General features: G+C 53.3%; 12 protein-coding genes. 11 read left to right on the top strand and 1 reads right to left on the bottom strand.

Features of this window, described 5'->3' with window-relative positions; translation table 11 throughout:
• The first annotated feature begins 245 nt into the window (after positions 1-245).
• The 11 genes from EYB31_RS23720 (at position 246) to EYB31_RS23670 (ending at position 18,873) form a co-directional block, all read left to right on the top strand.
• A complete protein-coding gene (locus EYB31_RS23720) occupies positions 246-3,536 on the top strand; it encodes an alpha-mannosidase (RefSeq protein WP_131015916.1) in 3,291 nt (1,096 codons plus the stop codon).
• Positions 3,537-3,560: 24 nt separating this feature from the next.
• Complete coding sequence (locus tag EYB31_RS23715; protein WP_131015915.1) at positions 3,561-4,622, top strand: bifunctional heptose 7-phosphate kinase/heptose 1-phosphate adenyltransferase; 1,062 nt, start codon at positions 3,561-3,563, stop codon at positions 4,620-4,622.
• A gap of 115 nt (positions 4,623-4,737) precedes the next feature.
• The gene (locus tag EYB31_RS23710) at positions 4,738-7,215 is read left to right on the top strand and encodes an alpha-mannosidase (RefSeq protein ID WP_131015914.1); all 2,478 of its coding nucleotides are present in this window, start codon (positions 4,738-4,740) and stop codon (positions 7,213-7,215) included.
• A 30-nt stretch (positions 7,216-7,245) separates the two neighbouring features.
• Positions 7,246-8,688: a sulfatase family protein gene (locus EYB31_RS23705; protein WP_165452577.1), complete on the top strand. Its 1,443-nt coding sequence runs from the start codon at positions 7,246-7,248 to the stop codon at positions 8,686-8,688.
• A gap of 351 nt (positions 8,689-9,039) precedes the next feature.
• Positions 9,040-11,097, top strand: coding sequence for a helix-turn-helix domain-containing protein (locus EYB31_RS23700; RefSeq protein ID WP_131015912.1), 2,058 nt, complete (start codon positions 9,040-9,042; stop codon positions 11,095-11,097).
• 163 nt (positions 11,098-11,260) lie between these two features.
• Positions 11,261-12,100 carry an ABC transporter permease gene (locus tag EYB31_RS23695; protein ID WP_240762780.1) on the top strand — a complete coding sequence of 280 codons (840 nt, stop codon included), beginning with the start codon at positions 11,261-11,263 and terminating at the stop codon, positions 12,098-12,100.
• A gap of 16 nt (positions 12,101-12,116) precedes the next feature.
• Positions 12,117-13,040: a carbohydrate ABC transporter permease gene (locus tag EYB31_RS23690; RefSeq protein WP_240762778.1), complete on the top strand. Its 924-nt coding sequence runs from the start codon at positions 12,117-12,119 to the stop codon at positions 13,038-13,040.
• A gap of 259 nt (positions 13,041-13,299) precedes the next feature.
• Positions 13,300-14,934, top strand: coding sequence for an extracellular solute-binding protein (locus EYB31_RS23685; RefSeq protein ID WP_131015911.1), 1,635 nt, complete (start codon positions 13,300-13,302; stop codon positions 14,932-14,934).
• A 23-nt stretch (positions 14,935-14,957) separates the two neighbouring features.
• Positions 14,958-15,410 (top strand): NanQ anomerase/TabA/YiaL family protein, encoded by a 453-nt coding sequence (locus tag EYB31_RS23680; RefSeq protein WP_165452576.1) that lies wholly within the window; start codon positions 14,958-14,960, stop codon positions 15,408-15,410.
• Between the two features lie 217 nt (positions 15,411-15,627).
• On the top strand, positions 15,628-16,440 hold the full coding sequence (locus EYB31_RS23675) for an HpcH/HpaI aldolase family protein (protein WP_131015909.1): 813 nt from the start codon (positions 15,628-15,630) through the stop codon (positions 16,438-16,440).
• 15 nt (positions 16,441-16,455) lie between these two features.
• Positions 16,456-18,873 (top strand): alpha-glucuronidase family glycosyl hydrolase, encoded by a 2,418-nt coding sequence (locus tag EYB31_RS23670; RefSeq protein WP_131015908.1) that lies wholly within the window; start codon positions 16,456-16,458, stop codon positions 18,871-18,873.
• A gap of 236 nt (positions 18,874-19,109) precedes the next feature.
• On the opposite strand, the gene EYB31_RS23665 is transcribed toward EYB31_RS23670, so the two are convergent.
• A complete protein-coding gene (locus EYB31_RS23665) occupies positions 19,110-19,766 on the bottom strand; it encodes a YheC/YheD family protein (protein ID WP_165452575.1) in 657 nt (218 codons plus the stop codon).
• Between the last annotated feature and the right edge of the window lie 1,428 nt (positions 19,767-21,194).

The raw sequence follows: 21,194 nt of genomic DNA, 5'->3' as shown, positions 1-21,194 counted from the left end.
ATGATGAATTTTTATTCAGAACAATATTTACTACGGAAAGAGATTGCCGCTCCACCGCCAATGAAAACCGTGTTTTTTATGAAATTACTTTGTGGTAAAAATACGGTTTTCAAAGCGGACGTAAACTTTCCGCGGCAATTCCCTTCCCTCTGTATCATGCTGAATAAAAATTCATCAATCGATTCTCTCGGACAGACTCTTGATGAGGTATAGAAGATAAAGATCCTTGGGGAGGCCAACTAACGATGTTTTTGACAATGGATAAGTTGTGGCAGCGAATTGAGCAGATCAAGCAGTACCGTTATATCGATCAGCGTGAGATTCCGGCTTACCGGTTCTGGGTTGACGAGCAGGCTGAGATCGGCGGCATGCCTCCGGAGGACACGCAGTGGGGCGAGATGCGTCTTGGCGACAGATGGCAGGGCTGGGATTTGACCGCCTGGCTTCAAGCCGAAGCGGTTGTTCCGCAGGAATGGTTGGGCAAACAGGTCGTTGGCCTGTTTGATTTCGGCAAAACCGGCTCCGGCCACAACTGGGGTTTTGAGTCGCTGTTGTACGTGAATGGCGAGCCGTATCAAGGCGTCGGCAGCAATCATACGGAAGTGTGGTTCCCGGAATCGTTTGTCGGGCAAAGGGTCGATTTGCTCTTTAAAGTATGGAGCGGTCTGCACGGAGCAACCGGGGTGAAGACGATTCAAGAGCACCAGGTGCAGATGTCGGCGTTGGCTTTGCTGGAGACGGAGACGGACGACTTGTACCACACCGCCTTTGCCGTATGGCATTCGATCAAAGTGCTGGAGGAAAACCGCTGGGAGCATCAGGCACTCGTGAAAGCGCTTGACCGCGCGTTCCTGCCGATTGACTGGCGTGTGCCGGGAGACGAAGCTTTCTACGAAAGCATAAGCGTAGCCAACAAGCTGCTGAAGGAAGAACTGGAGAAGCTGCCGAAGTTCCAGCCGCTCACGGTGCGCTGCATCGGGCATACCCATATCGACGTCGCTTGGCTGTGGCGGCTTAAGCATACGCGGGAAAAAGCGGCCCGCTCGTTCTCCACGGTGCTGCGTTTGATGGAGCAGTTTCCGGAATACGTCTTTTTGCAAACGCAGCCGCAGCTGTATGAATATATCGAACACGATTATCCGGAAATTTTTGCCAAAATCAAAGAACGCGTCCGCGAAGGCCGCTGGGAAGCCGGCGGCGCCATGTGGCTCGAATCCGACTGCAACATTCCGTCCGGGGAATCGCTGGTACGCCAGCTGCTGTACGGGATGCGATACTTCGAGCGTACCTTTGGCGTGAAATGCGAATATTTATGGCTGCCCGACGTGTTTGGCTACAGCTGGGCGCTGCCGCAAATATTGCAAAAAAGCGGCATCCGCCACTTCATGACAACCAAAATCAGCTGGAACGTGTTCAACCGGTTCCCGCACGATACGTTCTACTGGAGAGGCATCGACGGCACAGAAGTGCTGACGCATTATATTACGACGCCGGACCCGGATATTCCGGAGTCGACGTTCACCCGTTTCTATACGTACAACGGCCAGGTGCTGCCGGCTACGCTGACCGGCATCTGGAACAACTACCGCGACAAGGAAGTCAACGACAGCGAGCTGCTGCTGTCCTACGGCTGGGGCGACGGCGGAGGCGGTCCGACCCGCACGATGCTGGAAATGCGCAGAAGGCTGGAAAACATGCCGGGTCTGCCGAAAGCGACAACGGGACGCGCCGACGAATATTTCGCCAAGCTGGAGCAAACGGTGGAGAAATCGGACCGTTACGTGCATCATTGGGACGGCGAGCTGTACTTGGAGCTGCACCGGGGGACTTACACATCGCAAGCGTATGTGAAAAAAATGAACCGCCGCATGGAGCTGCTGCTGCGTGAAGCCGAGTTGGCTTCAATCGTATCGACGCCGCTTGCCGGCTATGCCGCTTATCCGTCCGGAAAGCTGTACGACAGCTGGAAAATCGTGCTGCGCAATCAGTTTCACGATATTTTGCCGGGATCGTCGATTACCGAAGTATACGAGGACTGCCATGTCGAATACGGCGAAGCGGAGCAGCTTGCGCTTGCGGCGCTTGGCGAAGGCCTAAGCGGACTGGTACAGCAGGTAGCGGCGGATGGAGCGGAACAACTGGTGTTTAACTCGCTGCCATGGTCGCGCAGCGAACTGGTGAGCTTGCCGTGGAAGCCGGAATACGAAGGCAAGCGGTGGGTCGACGGAGCAGGTCAGGCTGTTGCCGCTCAGCGGACCAGCAGCGCAAACGGCGACGTGCTGCAGCTGCGTGTCGACAATGTGCCGGCGATGGGCTACACGACGCTGCGCATGGAGCAAGGCGAGGCGGTTTCCGTGGGCACCGGCACCGCAGAAACGGATGTATCGGCGGTAATCGGCGATGCTTCGGCGTCTGCTGCGGTTAGTGAAATTGCGCCTCAGCCGTTTGTGTTTGGAGCTAGCGGCGTGTCGACGCCGTTTTATGAAATCGAATGGAATGAAGCCGGCCAGTTGAGCCGTTTGTTCGACAAACGTTCGGGACGGGAAGTTATCGCTAAGGGCGAGACGGCCAACCGCTTTGATGTGCATGAAGATAAACCGGCGTATCACGACAACTGGGAAATCGATATTTTCTATGTGCAAAAAGTGCGCCACGTGACCGATCTGCGTTCCGTTCAAGTTGTGGAAAACGGGCCGTTCCGAGCTGTTGTACGTTTCGAATGGACCTACGGCAAAACGGCGCTGCAGCAGGATATGATCGTTTATGCGGCCGATCCGCGTATCGAATTCTCGACTTGGGTCGATTGGCAGGAGCGGGAAACGTTGCTTAAGGTGGCCTTTCCGGTATGCGTGCGTTCCGCTACGGCGACGTATGAAATTCAGTTCGGGCATGTGCAGCGGCCTACGCATTGGAACACAAGCTGGGATTATGCCCGGTTTGAGACATGCGCTCACAAATGGGTTGATCTGTCGGAGCGCGGTTTTGGCGTCAGCTTGATGAACGATTGCAAATATGGCCACGACATCAAAGATCATGTCATGCGTCTGACGTTAATCAAGTCGTCTAATAAGCCGGATCCGGAATGCGATAAAGGCGAACACCGCTTCACGTACGCCTTGCTGCCGCATGACGGCGACTGGTTTGCCGCAGGCACGGTAGAGCAGGCACATCGGTTGAACGTACCGGTGAGCGTTGTTGATTTGGCTTCGGGTGCCGGAGCGGCTGCCGCGCCGGGAGCGACAGCGCTTCCTGCGGAGCTGAGCTTCATCAGCGTGCTTGGCGACCATGTCATCATCGATTCAGTGAAAAAAGCCGAGGACTCCGACAGTTGGATCGTACGGTGCTACGAATATGCAGGTAAACGCGGTGAAGTATCGCTTCGCACTTATTACGAGCTGATGAACGTCGAAGAGGTCAATTTGGCGGAGCAAAACGGTGTCGCTCTGGAGCATACGGACCACAGCTTTGACGTGTACTTCAACCCGTTTGAACTAAAAACGTTCAAGCTGGCCTATCGCTCGCCGGAAAGCATATAAAATGAATAGAGAGGAGAGCAGCGCATGGCAGACGAGCATTCGCCGCCGGTTTTAGGCGCGCCCTTCAAGGGGCTTACACGGGAGCGCATGCAAGAGATTTTGGAGCGGATTCGGTCGTTAAAGGTCGGAGTGATCGGCGACGGCTGTCTGGACTTGTATTGGGACGCCGATATGACGATCAGCGAGCTGTCGAGAGAAACGCCTCATTACAATATGCCTGTCGCCCGGGAGCGGTTTGCTCCCGGCGCAGCCAGTAATGCGGCGGTAAATTTTAAATTATTGGGCTGTGCGGAGGTTAGCTTCTGTACTGTGATCGGCGACGATTGGCGGGGGGGCCTGCTGAAGGAAGCGCTGCGCTCGCGGGGAGTCGACGGCTCGCTGATGCTTGCCGTGCCGGGCTGCATGACCCCGGCTTACTGCAAAGTCATCATGCACGGTTTGCAGGGGGTGCGGCAGGAGGCGCCTCGCATCGATTTTACGAGCAAGGACACCTTGACCGACGAGGTCCGGCAGCAGCTGCTGACGCAGTTTGATCTGCTCGCCGAGCGAGTCGACGTGATTGGGGTGACCGATCAGCTGGAGCAAGGTGTGATCGATCCGTCCGTGCGCGAACGGCTGCGCTATTGGGCCGGTCAAGGCAAACGAATTGTCGTCGACAGCCGGTATCGAATCGGCGATTACGCTTCGGTTGTGCTGAAGCCTAATGAAGTGGAAGCTCTCCGCTGGTTTCACGGCACCATGAAGGCCGGTGTCTCGGATGCGGAGCTGTTTAAGGCCGGTCTGCGGTTGTCGCAGCAAGCCGGGTCACCCTGCTGCATCACGGTTGGGGAAAAGGGAGCTTATTGGTTTGAAGACGGCGGCATTACGCCTGTACCGACGTCTCCCGTCGCTCCTCCGGTCGATATCGTTGGCGCGGGCGACTCTTTTACTGCGGCTTTTCTTGCCGCATACGGCATCGGCTGCAGCGGTCCGGAAGCGGCGGCGTTTGCCCATCTGGCGGCGGCGGTGTCCGTGCGCAAGTTAGGTGAAACGGGAGGCGCGACGCCGCAAGAAATGTGGGCCCGCTGGGAGGAAACAACCGCTTAGAATGTTCGATTTTGGATACCCGATTTTTAAAAGTTTGTTCGCCCGTTCAAGTTCATGATACGTAACATTCAAAAGTCGAATATTCGAACTGTGTCCCTTATAAGGAGGAGCAAGTATGGCTGACGGCAACAATGTGCATCTGATCGGCAACGCCCATCTCGACCCGGTATGGCTGTGGCGTTGGCAGGAAGGTTATGCGGAAATAAAAGCTACGTTCCGGTCGGCGCTCGACCGCTTGAACGAGTTTCCCGATTTTGTTTTTACTTGCGCTTGTGCGGCGTATTACAAGTGGGTGGAGGAAAATGCGCCCGACATGTTCGAGGAAATCCGCAGCCGGATCGCCGAAGGGCGCTGGGTCGTCACCGGCGGCTGGTGGATCCAGCCTGACTGCAACCTGCCCTCCGGAGAATCGTTTGCGCGCCATAGCCTTTACGGCCAACGCTACTTTTTAAGCAAATTTGGAGTGACGGCACGTGTCGGATATAACGTCGATTCGTTTGGCCACCATGGAATGCTGCCGCAGATTTTGCGGCGCAGCGGCATGGACTACTATGTGTTTATGCGTCCGGAGGCGCATGAGAAGTCGCTGCCGAACGATCTGTTCTGGTGGGAGTCGGAAGACGGCAGCAGGGTGATGACATTCCGTTTGTCCGACAGCTACGGCAACTGGGGAGAAGGCGGCTTGGAAGGGAAAATCACGAAACAGCAGAAGCTTGCCAATCAGCACGGTCACGGCTACATGACCTTTTACGGCGTAGGCAACCATGGCGGCGGACCGACCATTGCCAATCTCAAGCTGCTCGAAGAACTTCAAGCTCGCGAAGGCGGCGGGCAGCTTAAGCTCAGCTCGCCCAACCAGTTTTTTGCCGAAATGGAGCGGAATCAGCCCGATATTCCGGTTATTCATGACGAAATGCAGCGCCATGCGGTAGGCTGCTACTCCTCGCATTCGGAATCGAAGGCGCTGAACCGGCGGGTGGAGCACCGTTTGCTGACGGCGGAGAAATTTGCAGCGCTGGCGCGCATCAAGCTGGATCTGCCATATCCTCAGCAGGCACTGCTGCAGGCGTGGGAGAACGTGATGTTTAACCATTTTCACGATATTATGGGCGGCTGCAGCGTAAAGGAAGCGTTCGACGACGTACGCGAATTTTACGGCGAATCGCTGAGCATCGGAGCAAGGTCGCTGAATGCGGCGCTGCAAAAACTATCGTGGTCGATAAATACGATGAAACCCCAGATAAAATCGCTGAGCAAAGATAAGCATTGGCAGCTGTGGGAGCAGGACGATCTCGGCACGCCGGTCGTTATCTTTAACCCGTTGTCGTGGGAGGTCGAGGCGCCGGTTCGACTCAACAAACTGCTGAGCGGCGTAACGGATGACGAAGGTCAAGCCGTACCGATTCAGAAGGTGAGAGCGACACGCACGAATGTGGACGATAAGTGGGATACGCTGATTATGGCCAAAATCCCCGCATTCGGCTATCGCGTCTACTGGGCTTATCTGGACAAGGAGCAGCACGCGCCGGAGCTTGTGGAACCGGTGAAAACCGATTCCGGCAGCCTCGAGAACAGCTTGATTCGCATCGAGATCGACAGCCATACCGGATACATCCGCCGCATCTTCGACAAACAGGCCGGCACGGAGCTGCTGAACGGCAGCGGTGCCGTACCGATTGTCGTTGACGAGCATCACAGCGATACGTGGGGCCACGGGATGAGGCAGTTCCGCGACGAAATCGGCCGCTTCGGCGACGCCGAGGTCAAGGTGCTGGAGCAGGGTCCGCTGCGCGGTACGATCCGCGTCATAAGCCGCTATAACGGTTCGCTGCTGCGTCAGGACATCAGCTTGTGCCACTCGTCCGCGATAGTAGAGGTGAAGGTGCAGCTCGACTGGCGGGAGCGCCACAAAATGCTGAAGCTCTCATTCCCGGTCCGCGCCGAACAGGCCCGCTCGTTCTCGGAAATTCCTTACGGATTTATCGAACGGGCGATGAACGGCGACGAGGTGCCGGGCCAGCAGTGGGTCGACGTGTCGGGGCTAGTTCCCGGCGAAACGGAGCGCAGCTGTGGTCTGTCCTTGTTGAACGATGCCAAATACGGCTACGATGTGCTGGACGGCGATATCCGCATGACGGTTGTGCGCAGCCCGATTTATGCCGATCATTTTGGCAACCGCGACGATCAGGTTGAGTTTATGGATCAAGGGATTCAGGAGTTTTCCTACACGCTGGTTCCTCATCAAGGCTGCTGGAGAAAAGCGGGCATCGTGCGCAAAGCGAACGAGCTGAACGTCCCGCTGCTGACGGTGTGGGAAACGTACCATGAAGGCGTTCTGCCGCAGCGCGCGCAAGAGATTTCCATTTCTCATGAAGCTGTTGCGGCTACGGCGTTTAAACAAGCGGAGGACGGTGCAGGCTGGATCGTACGCTGTTACGAAACGGCAGGGCAAGAAGCGGATGCGGACATTGCGTTTCCGTCGCTTGGGCGGCAGTGGAGCAGCTCATTCGGGAAATGCGAGATCAAAACGTTTTATATCCCGTCCGATGCTTCGCAGCCGGTAAAAGAAGTGAACTTTATCGAGTTTGAGTAGATGTCCCGGCCTCAGTCAAGGAGGTTATTTATGAACAGCAGACCTAATATATTATTTATATTGTCCGATCAGCACAATCCGCACTTCTTGGGATTCGAAGGGAACGAAACGGTACACACCCCGAATCTGGACCGGCTTGCTGCGGAAGGAGCGGCATTTACAAGCGCCTACTGTCAAAATCCGCTGTGCGCGCCGAGCCGGTCATCGCTGATTACCGGCAAGTACTGCCGCCACACGGGCATTTACGACAACAAGCACATACTGGAAGCGAACAGCGCGACATTTCCGCGTGTATTAACGGCTGCGGGGTACCGCAGCTGCTTGATCGGCAAGGCGCATTTTAACGGCGAGCAGTTCCACGGCTACCAGATGAGGCCGTACGGCGATTTGTACGGGCAAGCACATCAGCCCGATCCGGCACGCGATGAGAGTAAGGGAGAATCGGGGCTTGGCGACGTGCTGGGCAACTCCGGGCCGTCGGGTATTCCGCTGCCGCTGACGCAGACGGAAATTTGCGTAGCGGAAGCTGCCAAATGGCTGCAAGGGCATGCGGCGATGTTCGGAGAGAAGCCGTTTCTGCTGAGCGTGCATTTCGATAAGCCGCATTTTCCGATCAATCCTCCTGCCGTTTATTATGAGAAATATGCAGGCAAAGTGAGTTTGCCGGAGCCGCCTCCGGACGTTCTGGACAACGCAGTGCCTTTCGTGCGCAAAGCGTTTACCGGCAACGGGGTAGGACATCATTACGGCAAACGGGATGAAGAGCAGTTGAGAGCGCTGGCCGCTTATTACGGCTGTGTGGAATGGATCGACGATGCGGTCGGCAGACTGCTGCAAACGCTGCAGTACCTCGGTTTTGCCGATAACACGATGGTCGTTTACGCTTCGGATCATGGTGAAATGGCCGGAGAGAAGGGAGCGTGGCAGAAGTCCGTGTTTTTCGACGCCAGCGCCCGCATTCCGCTGATCGTCCGCTGGCCGAGGCAAATTGCTCCAGGCACCCGCATTGCCGAGCCGGTCGGCTTGATTGATTTATTTCCGACCTTCAGCGAAGCTGCGGCAAGCCCCGTGCCGGACGAATGCGACGGACTCAGCCTGTTGCCTCTGCTGACAGGCGTAAGCGAAAGCTTGGAGCGGGACGGCATTTTCTGCGAAAGCACGATACTGGGGGAACCCGAAGCTGCAGGCTGCATGATACGGGAGAGATCGTGGAAATACTGCTGCTATTTGGACGGCAGCGAAGAACTGTACCATGTGGCGGATGACCCCGGAGAATGGAACAACGTGGTCCGAAACAGCGAATATGCCGAGATTGCGGCAGCCCTTCGCGCCAAAGTGCTGGAGTTCTGGAAACCGGACGACCAGATGAAGCGGTTCTCGACAACTCCGCGTATGGCGAGAGAAAAACATTTTTATCCCTATTCAAATCAATTTGTACTTGGAGACGGCACGGTAATCGATGCCCGACCTTGACCGGCAATGCGCAATAAGATCGGACGCTCTATAAGGAGCGTTCCGATCTTTTATCGTTGCTTAAGGGAAATGGCGGCAACTCCATGTTGAGCGGTATGGGGACCTAACCCGCAAGGACGTTGACAAAACTGGCATCAGTAGCCGCAGGATAGGGAAAATCGGAAGGAGGAAATTTGAAACATACAGGCGGTTAAATGAAACAGCGGAATAATGAAACACCGGATCCGGTATTGTGTCTCGCAAAAAAATTGCAACCGTTTACAATATAACATAAGGTGAGTTTGTTTATGAGTTTGTTACCGGGGTGAAGCGGCTTACCGATGCTTGGCATGAAAGGAGCTTTTCACACATATGAAAAAGATCCCCTTAAGTTCTTACATCCCTTTAAAAAACAAGTTGTTTTTGCGCATCTTGTTGTATTTCCTGTCCCTGCTGCTGCCGATATTGATTATCGGCGCTTTTCTGTACGTCAATTTCAGCCAAAAATCGGAGGATGACTTCAAGCAGAAGGTGCAGCTTAACCTGCAATCCTCCGTTGATTTTATCGATATGTTTGTGCAAACAGCGCAAAGATCCAGCGTCAGTTTTTTCTATGACAAAAATGTGATGTCCCTAATTCAGCCGTATGACGAGTACAACTCGGCCGATAAGGTGAAGGTGCCCAATATCCCGTATACGTTGTCCCGCATCTCCAACGATATCGGCGATTTGATCGATAATCTGTTTGTATACGTCGATGACCAGAAGGTATATACGAAGGACGGTCTTGAAAACTTCAATTATTATTTCAGCAGCACCTACAAGTTCGAAGCGTACGACGCCGATTTCTGGAGAAACCGCTTGAGCAGCAGCACTTATCTGGAACTGTTGAGTCCGTCGAAAGTCGTTTTGAATCAGTCGCTGGAGAGAAACGGGATTCCTTTTGTGTTTTCCAAAACGGTCAACGGTCATCAAACGGAGCTGGTCATGACGGTTTCCATCGAACGGATCGCCAAGACGATTCGCAACAACGCTTTGTTCACCAGCACCAATTTTATGATTCTGAACAATAATGACAAAATCATCTGGAGCAGTCTGGACGGAACGGAAGGTTTCGGAACCGCGGAGCTTAGCGAGGTTTTGGCGAAAAACGGAAGCGACAGCGGCGATGTCCGGATCGGCGGTCAGAAGTATATTTTGACCAAAATCAAATCCGGCGTGTACGGCTGGACTTATTATTCGCTGACTCCTTACTCCGAATTTACGGCCCAATACACCAAGGTGTTTGTGATGATCGTATCCGTTTGTGTGCTGCTGATGATTGTCGGATGCGTGTTGTCGTTTGTTTTTGCCTACAATTTGTACAATCCGATTCAAAAAATCAGAGACATCCTGTTAAGCGACGGGGACGATGCGTATCCGGCGGGACGGCAGGGCAAGATGAGAGTCAGCGAATTGGATTGGATCGGCATGGGGATCCACCAGATCATCGAAAAAAGCAATACGTTCAAAAAACGGCTGGATACGCTGTCCACCGATTACATCGATCATGTGCTGCTGCATGTGATGACGGGAAACAAGCCGGTCAACGAACGGGAATGGCATAAGGTGCTGGAGGAGGAGCTGGCGTTCACCCGGGGATATTTCGTATGCTGCAGCATCAAGCTTTCTTACAAACCGGCGTTTTACGAAGAAATTCAAGATGTTGAACGGCTGATGATTCTCCACAAAATGAAAAAAATCGTGGAAAGCCTGATCGGTCAATATGTGCCTTCGTATATCATCGAATCAAAGCAAAACGTATTTGTGTGCCTCGCCAACGTCGACGAAGAGCAGGACGCCATCCGCCTAAAACATGCTCTTGGCCTTATTATCGAAACGTTTCAGCACGATTCCAGGTACTGCGGCATTCATGCCGGTATCGGCAAATGTTACCCGGGGACGGAAGGAATCCCCAAATCTTATCACGATGCGATGTCCGTGCTGGCCAATAGCGATGCGCAGCAAAACTTCCTGATTGCGGACACGGCCGATTTGAACCGGGAACGGAGCGGCGCTCCGCACAGGTCCGATCAGCTGGTGAACACCATCCTGCATTATATCGAGAACCATTACGAACAGGACTTGTATTTGGAAAAAATCGCCGAGCAGATGGGTGTTTCTTCTAAATATATATCGAAAGTATTTAAAGAAAAGATGGGCGTCAATCTGACGGACTATATCAGCATGACGCGGATTTCGAAAGCGAAGGAAATTATGCTGAACACGGACATGAACATCAGCGATATCGCCGAGAGGGTCGGCATTTTCAGCCGGACGACGTTTATTCGCCTGTTCAAAAAAATCGAAGGTCTCCCTCCCAATGAATTCCGCAGGCGCGCAGGGCATACGGCGGATGGCGGAAATGTGGAACAACGGATGGAGGGATGATACATCGGGTTTAAGTTCCGCAAATGGAACACGCGGTTCCGATTTTGGACGTTACGCCGCGGCGAACTTTCGTGTTACAACTAAAACAGCTTAAGGGGAAGGAGGTATCTTTATTCGGCTCATTTTGCAAAACAAATATTTGCACCTCATGATGATTGTTCCGATGGTATACTTTGTAATTTTTAAATACGGTCCGATGCTCGGGTTATTGATCGCGTTTAAAGATTACAACGTATTTCAAGGCATCTGGAAAAGCGAATGGGTGGGCACGAAATATTTTCAACAGTTTCTATGGGACCCTTATTTTTGGAAGCTGGTTCGCAACACCGTATTGATGAACATTTACTTGATCATCTTCTTTTTTCCGGCGCCGATTATTCTCGCGCTGTTGTTAAATGAGATGAAACACAAGCTGTTCAAAAAATTTGTGCAGACGGTCAGCTATTTGCCGCATTTTCTCTCCACCGTCGTGATTTGCGGTATGATTGTCAACTTCCTGACCAATGAAGGTTTGGTTAACCGGATTCTCGGCGGGCTTGGCTTAGAACGGGTACAGTTTCTGATGCTGCCGGAATGGTTCAGGACGATTTACGTCAGCTCGGAAATATGGCAGGGCTTGGGCTGGGGAGCGATTATTTATCTTGCGGCGCTCACCTCGATCGACCCGCAGCTGTACGAGGCCGCTACCATGGACGGCGCCAGCCGCTGGAAGCAAGCACTGCATGTGACGATACCCGGTATCGCACCGGTCATCACCATCATGTTTTTGCTGAACTTGGGCAATATCATGAGCATCGGCTATGAGAAGATTTTGCTGCTGTACACCGGTCCGACTTACGAGACCGCCGATGTCATCTCTACCTACGTCTATCGAAGGGGTCTTGTCGGCAGCGACTTCGGTTTTGCCACCGCAGTGGAGCTGTTTCAGTCGGTGATTGTCGTGATCTTTGTAGTGAGCGCGAATTACATCTCGAGAAAAGTAGGCGAAACGAGTCTATGGTAGAAATGAGAGTGGCTCTGTGGAAAGATCAAGTGTGGAGGTTTTAACGGCGGTACGCGCCAAAAGAAAAAGCAGAGGCTTCGGCTCGCTGCTGTTCGACAGTCTGAATTACGCGCTGCTGCTGCTGCTTGTTATCGTAACGTTGTATCCGATTTATTACATGGCGATCATTTCGGTTAGCGACGGGCTGCTTGTGTCTCGCGGGGATGTGCGGTTTTTCCCGTCCGGGTTCAACCTGGAGGCATACAAAACGATATTGGAGGACCCGGCGATCATTCGTTCTTACGGGAACACCTTCTTGTACACGACGCTTGGAACGCTGATCAACGTTGCGTTGACGGCGCTTTGCGCTTACCCGTTGACGCGGAAACTGCAGGGCAAAACCGTGTTTACCGTATTGATCGTGCTGACGATGTTTTTCCACGGGGGGATGATCCCGAGTTATCTCGTCGTCAACAACTTGGGGCTGCTTGATTCGATGTGGGCGATCCTGCTCCCTCCGGCGATTAATGTTTGGTACATGATTATGATGCGCACCTTTTTTGCCGGAATTCCGGGCGAAATTCACGAATCGGCGCTGATGGACGGCGCTAACGATCTGGTGATTTTCCTGCGTATTGTGCTGCCGTTGTCCGTACCGGTGCTGGCGACAATGACGATGTTTTACGCCGTGTGGCATTGGAACAGCTTTTTCCCGTCGATGATTTATTTGAACGATCAGAAGTTGTTCCCGGTGCAGATCATTATGCGCAAAATCGTCGTGGCCGGGCAGATGGGCAACCAAAGCATGGCCGCAAGCGGCTCGGAGATCGGGGTGCTGGTCAGCGCGGAAAACATCAAATATGCCGTTATCATCATCACGATTTTGCCGATTTTACTTGTTTATCCGTTTGTGCAGAAGTATTTTGTTAAGGGTGTTATGGTGGGGGCCCTTAAAGGGTAGAGGAAGGGGAGTTTGAGCGGTGTGGAAGGACAGTGAACATTTATTCATTCATGGGCTGTTCCGGGAAAGGGATTGCTGCTCCACCGCCAGTGAAAACCGTGTTTTTTTAAATTTACCTTACGGTAAAAACTCGGTTTTCAAAGCGGACGTAAACTTTCTGCAGCAATTCCCTTACCCTCCACAACCCTAATGAATAAATGTTCACACAGACAAAGGCCACACCACACAAACTCAAAAATAAAAGTAAGGGGCGAAAAGTATGGCAAACAAAAAGAAACAGGTCATTTCTATCGTGTCCAGCTTTGCATTGACATCGGCGGCATTACTTGGCTGCAGCAGCACGCCGAGCGCATCGCAAACCGACAAGAAGCCGGACGCTGCCGGGCAGCAGGCCGCGGCGCCTAAACCTGCCGACGGCGCGGCAGGCGCGGCGAAAAGCGGCAAGCTGTTTGATTCGCCGATGACGCTGAAGGTCATGCTGCCGGATGGCGCGTCCCAGCCGATTGTCGCTGATTCGCCGGCGATTAAGGAAATTTTTAACAAGACGAATATGAAAATCGAACTTCAGCCGACGCCGGACACGAACTATTCGGAAAAGCTGCAGACGATGCTCGCCACCAACAACATCCCGGACGTCGTCCGCATTCCGAAAAACAATTTGCTGGACGCGTCGCCGATGGCTAAGGCTGGCATGTTTCTGGCCGTGACCGATTATCCTGATCTGACCCCCAATTTCAAAAAGGTGATGGATCAGAATCCGGAAATCAAAAAGCTGATGGTCGACGGCAAGTTATACGGCTTTCCGGTCATGGGTAAATGGAAGGTACGTTATGGGCAGCTGCCGCTGATCCGCGAGGACATTATGAAGAAGCTGAACCTGCAGGCGCCGACCAGTTTCGACGAGCTGTACCAGGTGCTGAAAAAGTTTAAGGAGGCGTACCCCGATACGTATCCGCTTACGTTCCGCAATGGAATTGCCAACTTTTTGCCATATATGGCGTTTACGCTGGGTTCGGGTTACCCGACTTACTTCGATCCTGATGTGGAGGGCGGCAAATATCAATACGGGCCTGCGCATGCCGCGGATTTCAAGCCGGTGCTCGCTTATTTGAATAAGCTGTACAGCGAGAAGTTGCTTGATCCGGACTACGCGGTCAACACGCAGCAGACATGGCAGGAGAAGCTGAGCTCGGGCAAATCACTGTTTTATTACGACAACAACACGTATGCGCTGACCTTTACGAAAGCGCTTCAAGCCAAAGAGCCGCAGGCCAAGTTCGAGCAAATCCGGATTATGAAAAATTCGAAGGGCCAAACAAGAAACTACGAGTATCCGAAAGACTGGTGGCATCTGTATTCCATCAGCTCGAAGGTGAAAGATCCGAAAGCGGCCATCAAATTCATGGACTGGATGTACAGCGACGAGGGTGTGCTTGCCACCAATCTCGGCATCGAAGGCGAGCATTACAAGATGGAAGGCGGTAATCCGGTTGTGCTAGACAGCGTTCTGAAAACGTACTTGGACAAAAAAGACCCGTTCCACGCAATGCAATCTGCACTCGGTACCGGCTTGCTGGCTTTCGCCACCTATGTCGATGAACGGCCGCTTGTGGCGATTTCGCCGCCGGAGCTGGACAAATGGAGCAAGCTGATGGATCAGGACAAAGGTTATTTCCAAAATCCGCTCGACCCGCCGTTTACGAAAGAAGAAATGGATAAGCTGAAGCAGCTGAAAACACAGGTCGATACGTCCGTCCAGCAGGAAATGGATAAATTCATTATGGGCACAAGACCGCTCAGTGAATATGACGACTACGCCAAGCAACTGGTGTCCAAGGGCGCGCTCGATATCGAAAAGATCTACAATGACGCTAATGCCAGATTGAAAAAGTAAACATAAAGCGAGGTAAGCCGATTTTGATTTACGATCATGTAGACAACGCGGAGTTGTATGTTGCCCTTCACGAGAAATTTGCCGCAGCTTTTCAATATTTGCAGGAGCAACCGCTCGATACGATGAAGCCGGGCAAATATGAAATCGAAGGAGACGAGTTGTTCCTGCTGCTGCAAAGTTATCCGACCCGGCCGCTGGAGCAGGGCTTCTGGGAGGCGCACCGCCGATATATCGATATCCAGGTTATGCTTGAGGGAACCGAGCGGATGGGTGTGGCGCAAACGGGACGGATGACGGTAACCGAAGACCATCTGGAAGAAAAAGATTACAAGGTGCTGACGGGCGAAGGGGACTTTCTCGACGTTCGGGCCGGATGTTTTACTATCTTTTTCCCCGGCGATGCGCATATGCCGTGTCTTGCGGCCGGTTCGTCCCAGCAGATTCGCAAAGCGGTGTTTAAGGTGAAGATCAAATGAGTTGAACGTGAGGATTTCAAGATACCAAGAAATGCAAGAAAGATCAGAGTGAAATGGAGAATGGAGATTGTCTTGCCGGCGAGTGTTGGCTTTGAATTCCTGCAACCGAAAGCCATTTGATAAAAGGAATTCAACACCAAGATCGGCAAGGCAGCTCCTTTCGGGATGGAACGGGCTGCCACAACATTCGTTTAATATATATCAAAGGAGCGAAGCCATGAACGGCAAGGAATTATCGGCGCATTTAAAGGATGGCGGCAGGGCTTACGGGACGTTAATCATCTCGACTTCGCCCCGCTGGCCGGCGGAAGTGAGCAAGCTGAATCTCGATTTCGTGTTTCTGGACACAGAGCATATGTCGATGGACCGCGATCAATTGTCGTGGATGTGCAGGACATACGGGGCCTTGAACATGGCGCCGATCGTGCGAATCCCTTACCCCGATCCTAACCAGGCAAGCATTGCGATGGATGCCGGCGCAGCCGGTGTTGTCGCTCCTTACGTGGAGACGGTGGAGCAGGTGCAGGCGCTGCGCGGCGCGGTCAAGATGAGACCGCTTAAAGGACGCAAGCTGCAAGGCATCATCAATGGCAGCGAAGCTCCGGAACCGGAGCTGGCGGAATATTTGAAGGACTATAACAGCGGCAACCTGCTGATTGTCAATATCGAAAGCAAACCGGCGCTGGATGCGCTGGATGACATTCTCGCCGTTCCCGGGCTGGATGCGGTGCTGATTGGGCCGCACGATTTGTCCTGCAGCTTGGGCGTTCCGGAACAGTACCGTCACCCGATATTCGTGGAGGCGATCGAGACGATTATCGTCAAGGCTAGAGCTGCGGGCGTGGCTGCGGGTATCCATTACTTTTTCGGCGTCGATCAAGAAATCGCCTGGGGTAAGCTGGGGCTTAACTTTATTATTCACGCATCGGATATGACCGCATTTGTCGCGAATATGTCCCGGGAGTTAAAAGAGATCAAGGAAGGTCTGGGCGACCGGACGGAAGATGCCGGCAACCGGATTCATATTTAACGGGAGGGTTTAATCATGGGAGACAATCAAGGAGCGACTGCCACTCAGGCAGCTGCATTGGAGCTGGCTAACGCCGTATTGCTTATTCCTGAAGGCACAGAGGGACCGGCGGCCAAAGCATCGCAGGTGCTGGTCGAAGAAGTGGAGAAAAGGACGGGTATTACGTTGCCTGTCGTTCATACATGGCCGGAAGGAAACGAACCTGTGATTGTGGCCGGAACGGAAGCATCTTTGCAGGAATTGCTGCAGCAAACGGACACTGCGGCGGCGCTGCAGCAGCTTGCGGCTCCAGGCCAAGAAGGCTACCATCTGCTGGCCCAGCAGGGAACAAGCGCCGCGGTACTGATTGTCGGCGCCGATGACAGGGGGATGTTGTACGGCATCGGCAAGTTTCTGCGGAATGCCCGCTTAACGCGGGGATCGATCCGGCTTGACGCCAATACGGCGATTTCAAGCACGCCGCGCCAGCCGATCCGGGGACATCAGCTTGGTTACCGCCCAAAAACGAATGCATACGACGCTTGGAGTCCCGAGCAGTTCGATCAGTATATTCGCGAGCTTGCTTTATTTGGAGCCAACAGCATCGAAGTTATGCCGCCGCGCACGGACGACGACGCGACCGGTCCGCTGATGAAGGTCGATCCGCTGGAAATGATGATCCGATTGTCGGAAACGATCCATTCCTACGGGCTTGATACTTGGGTGTGGTACCCGAATATGGCGGAAAATTACGAGGATCCGGAAACGGTTCGTGCGGAAATCGCGGAGCGGGAAGAGATTTTTAGCAAGGTGCCTCATATTCATGCCGTCTTTATTCCCGGCAGCGATCCGGGAGATTTAAATCCCGAGCTGCTGTTTGAATGGTCCGAGCAGGTGTCGCAGCTGCTGCAGAAGCACCATCCGCAGGCGCGTATCTGGCTGTCGCCGCAGTTTATGGGTTATGAGCAGCAAAAATGGCTCGAAGGGTTTCTTACCGAAATTGCCAAAGAGCCTGAATGGCTCGGCGGGGTAGTATTTGGCCCCCATGTCGACATCACGTTGCCCGAACTGCGCAAGCGAGTGCCGGACCGATATCCGATCCGCCGCTATGAGGACATCACACATAACTTCCACTGCCAGTATCCGGTGCAAAATTGGGATCTTGCTTATGCCCTTACATTAGGCCGGGAAAGCATCAATCCTCGCCCGGTGGCGGAGAAGTACATTCATAATTTACTTGAGGGTTATGCCTCCGGCAATATCTCTTATTCCGAAGGCATAAACGATGACGTCAATAAATTTGTTTGGAGCGACCAGGATTGGGATTCGAGCATACCGGTCATCGAAACTTTGCGCGATTTTGCCCGGCTGTTTGTCGGCGCCGATTACGCGGAAGGCGTGGCGCAGGGATTGATGGCGCTGGAAAGAAACTGGGAGGGGCCGCTGCTGGCGAATGCCGGCGTCGACGATACGCTGCGCCAATGGCAGCGGATGGAGCAGTCCGCGCCGCCTGAAGTGCTGAATAGTTACAGGTTCCAGATGGGGCTGCTGCGCGCTTATTATGATGCTTATATCCGCAGACGGCTGATTTACGAAACGGAGCTGGAGAGCGAAGCGATGGATGTACTGCGGAGTGCACCGTCTATCGGCGCTTTGCAGGCGATCGAGCGGATGGAAAGCATTTTGCGGAAATCGACTTCTCAGCCTGTATCGCCGCATTACCGGACACGCTGCTGGGAGCTGGCCGACGAGTTGTTCAAGAACATCGGCGAACAACTGTCCGTTGTGAAACATCAAGCAATCGCATTAGGCCGTGGAGCGTTTATGGATGCAATTGATTTTCCGCTCAACGATGCGTTATGGTTAACTTCGCAATGCGCTGAAATTAAGGAAATGGCGCAGGAATCGGACCGTCTTGTCGCGATTGACCAGCTTGTCAACCGGACGAACCCGGGTCCCGGGGGTTTCTATGACAATTTGGGCTCGTATCAGGGATGGCAGCGCGTGGATCCGGGCAAGGGCTGGGCGGAAGACCCGGGGTATCTGGAATCCCCCCGAATGGCTCATGGCATTTATTTGCTGCAAAAAGATCATGTGCGCCCGCTGGACAACATTCCGCCTTTGGCGTCGGTGCGTCACGCCAATACGTTGGCCGATACGCCGCTGGTGTTGAAGTACGATCATCTGGACCCGTCTTCATCGTATTGCGTCAAAGTGACTTATGTAGGCGATACGGCCAGCGAATTAAATCGCGATTACGAAGTGACACTTACGGCAGGCGGCATGGCCGTTCACGAGAATGTTGCCGTGAAGCAAGGACAATGTACGCAAATTGTCTCGAAAATTCCCCGCGAAGCGATAACGGACGGAACGCTCGTTTTGAAATGGAAACGAATGAGCGGATTTAAGCGTCTGAACGTTTCCGAGGTATGGGTGATCCGGCAGGATCAATAATATAAGAGAGTTCCGTAATAATGAAGGGTCCGTCCGAAGAAAGCTTCGGTCAGGCCCTTTATTTTATTATGCTGCAAACGCAAGTGAAGTCAACAGATTGTCGGGTGGAGAAGAGCAGGGGAAAAGTCAAATTTCGTCTCATACCTGCACATTCCGAGCATCATCTTTCAGTGGGCGGGTGCAGCCTTGTACTTTTCCCCTATTACATAGTAAAACATGTTCCCTTATTTATGAAGTTAATGCGGCCTTGTATTAACCTCTAATATCCAAACCCGGCCTTGCCGGTCGATGCCAAAGTCGTAGCCAAGCGCCCCGATTCCGGGGTAATGCGATTCCAGCAAGAAGGTGCATGTCCGCGCCACCCCGCACATGGTGGCGATTTTTGATTTAACTAGCGATTTTGGGAACGTTTGACGCAAGGCATTGCTTCCTTTCAGCATCGTGCCTCCCTGGCAAAGGTTGGTTACAAACAAACCGGGGCGGGCCAAACGGCCGACTACGGCTCTAATTGCCCATTTTCGGTTCACCTTCACCAATTTGACCCGGTAATCCAGGGGCCGGCTGTGAATCGTCGTCAGCGATATGCCTTGTTGAAGCATAAATCTGCGGCCTTGACGTATCCGGTTGATTTTGGCGGCTAATTGACTGAGCGAATGCACCTTGGTTCTGCTGCCATAATACTGGACGACATAACCTCCCGCGTCTTTCGTAATTTTTACGACACGATGTCCTCCAGTTCCGACAAACGGCTTGGCGACAATAAACGAGAAGCGCTGCAGCATCCACTGCAAATTGGCTGGATTGAACACCCGCATGGTCGGAATATGCTTTGCCACCCCGCTGTGACGCATCAGGACAGCGAATTTGGACCATTTGTTCGCGACATTCCGCACGCCTTTTCCTCCCTTCCTTATATGTGACCCGCATTAATACACTATTCAAGTCGTCTACGCTTCTAAATGGACAATGGCCTGCAATTTGTCCATTTTTTTGTACGATCTCACCCGAATTCAGTGAGCTTGGCCTAAAGCAAGCCCATTTTGCATAGGACAAAAGCGGGTAAAGCGAGGAGCGGGGCTGCGACTTTCACAGGACGCTTGTCTATGCTTGTCAGCGGATTTTTATCGAGAGGGAGGTACTAGCAGTTGCGCCGACATGTTCACCCGCATTGAATAATACAGCTTCGTAAGAAAGCGGGGTGAGTATATGGCGATATTTAGAACCGATGTCATAACGATCAGATTTCGTTTTGTAAGGGGAGTACGGATCATCCGTGCGTTCCGGATCATTGGCACCGCATTTCCGTGCAGATCTTTAATTTTTCTGGGGGGACGGCTGAGCAGGGCAGAAGCTTGTCTGTTATCCAACGGTTTCCGGATCGTGTCGTTAAGAGGCAACGTCATCGTTTTCGAACGTTTACGGAGAGTGTAACTTGTAAAAATGACGGCGAGGCGTCTTGTAAAACCGCTGTAAAGCGGATTGCAGACGCCTTTTTGTGGTGCGCCCCGCCGCACCACGCATCATTACGCCGCAGTAAAGCGCAGGTGTGCCAAAACCAAGCGAAAGCGAAGGTAAGGCACACCAAATGCGCTAGCCCGAGGCACATAGCCGCACCACGCATCATCCCGCCATAGTAAGGCGCACCAAATGCGCGAGCCCGAGGCACACCGCCGCACCACGCATCATCCCGCCGCAGTAAAGCGCAGGTGCGCCAAAACCAAGCGAAAGCGAAGGTAAGGCACACCAAATGCGCGAGCCCGAGGTACATAGCCGCACCACGCATCATCCCGCCGCAGTAAAGCGCAGGTGCGCCAAAACCAAGCGAAGCGAAGGTAAGGCGCACCAAATGCGCGAGCCCGAGGCACGCCGCTACTCCACGCATCATCCCGCCGCAGTAAAGCGCAGGTGCGCCAAAACCAAGCGAAGCGAAGGTAAGGCGTACCAAATGCGCGAGCCCGAGGCACGCCGCCGCACCACGCATCATCCCGCCGCAGTAAAGCGCAGGTGCGCCAAAACCAAGCGAAAGCGAAGGTAAGGCGCACCAAATGCGCGAGCCCGAGGCACATAGCCGCACCACGCATCATCCCGCCGCAGTAAAGCGCAGGTGCGCCAAAACCAAGCGAAAGCGAAGATAAGGCACACCAAATGCGCGGGCCCGAGGCACACAGCCGCTCTACGCATGGCGGGTCCAGGGCGCAGCGCCCAATGTTGTCAGGTTAAGCTTATTTTATAAGTTGCGTCTTTTTGTTTGTGTAAATCGGTTGGCTTTGCTTTGTTTTTCACGTTTGAAATTTCGGTTGGGGATGACAGGTACTACATTA

Source organism: Paenibacillus thalictri (assembly GCF_004307995.1).
GTDB classification, from domain to species: Bacteria; Bacillota; Bacilli; order Paenibacillales; family NBRC-103111; genus Paenibacillus_AF; species Paenibacillus_AF thalictri.
Note: the sequence above shows the minus strand (reverse complement) of the source record. Positions and strands in the feature narration are given on the sequence as shown.

Coding starts and splice junctions, on each gene's coding strand:
- EYB31_RS23675 (WP_131015909.1), top strand. CDS start 15,628: ATGAACGGCAAGGAATTATCGGCGCATTTAAAGGATGGCGGCAGGGCT.
- EYB31_RS23715 (WP_131015915.1), top strand. CDS start 3,561: ATGGCAGACGAGCATTCGCCGCCGGTTTTAGGCGCGCCCTTCAAGGGG.
- EYB31_RS23685 (WP_131015911.1), top strand. CDS start 13,300: ATGGCAAACAAAAAGAAACAGGTCATTTCTATCGTGTCCAGCTTTGCA.
- EYB31_RS23705 (WP_165452577.1), top strand. CDS start 7,246: ATGAACAGCAGACCTAATATATTATTTATATTGTCCGATCAGCACAAT.
- EYB31_RS23710 (WP_131015914.1), top strand. CDS start 4,738: ATGGCTGACGGCAACAATGTGCATCTGATCGGCAACGCCCATCTCGAC.
- EYB31_RS23695 (WP_240762780.1), top strand. CDS start 11,261: ATGGTATACTTTGTAATTTTTAAATACGGTCCGATGCTCGGGTTATTG.
- EYB31_RS23670 (WP_131015908.1), top strand. CDS start 16,456: ATGGGAGACAATCAAGGAGCGACTGCCACTCAGGCAGCTGCATTGGAG.
- EYB31_RS23720 (WP_131015916.1), top strand. CDS start 246: ATGTTTTTGACAATGGATAAGTTGTGGCAGCGAATTGAGCAGATCAAG.
- EYB31_RS23700 (WP_131015912.1), top strand. CDS start 9,040: ATGAAAAAGATCCCCTTAAGTTCTTACATCCCTTTAAAAAACAAGTTG.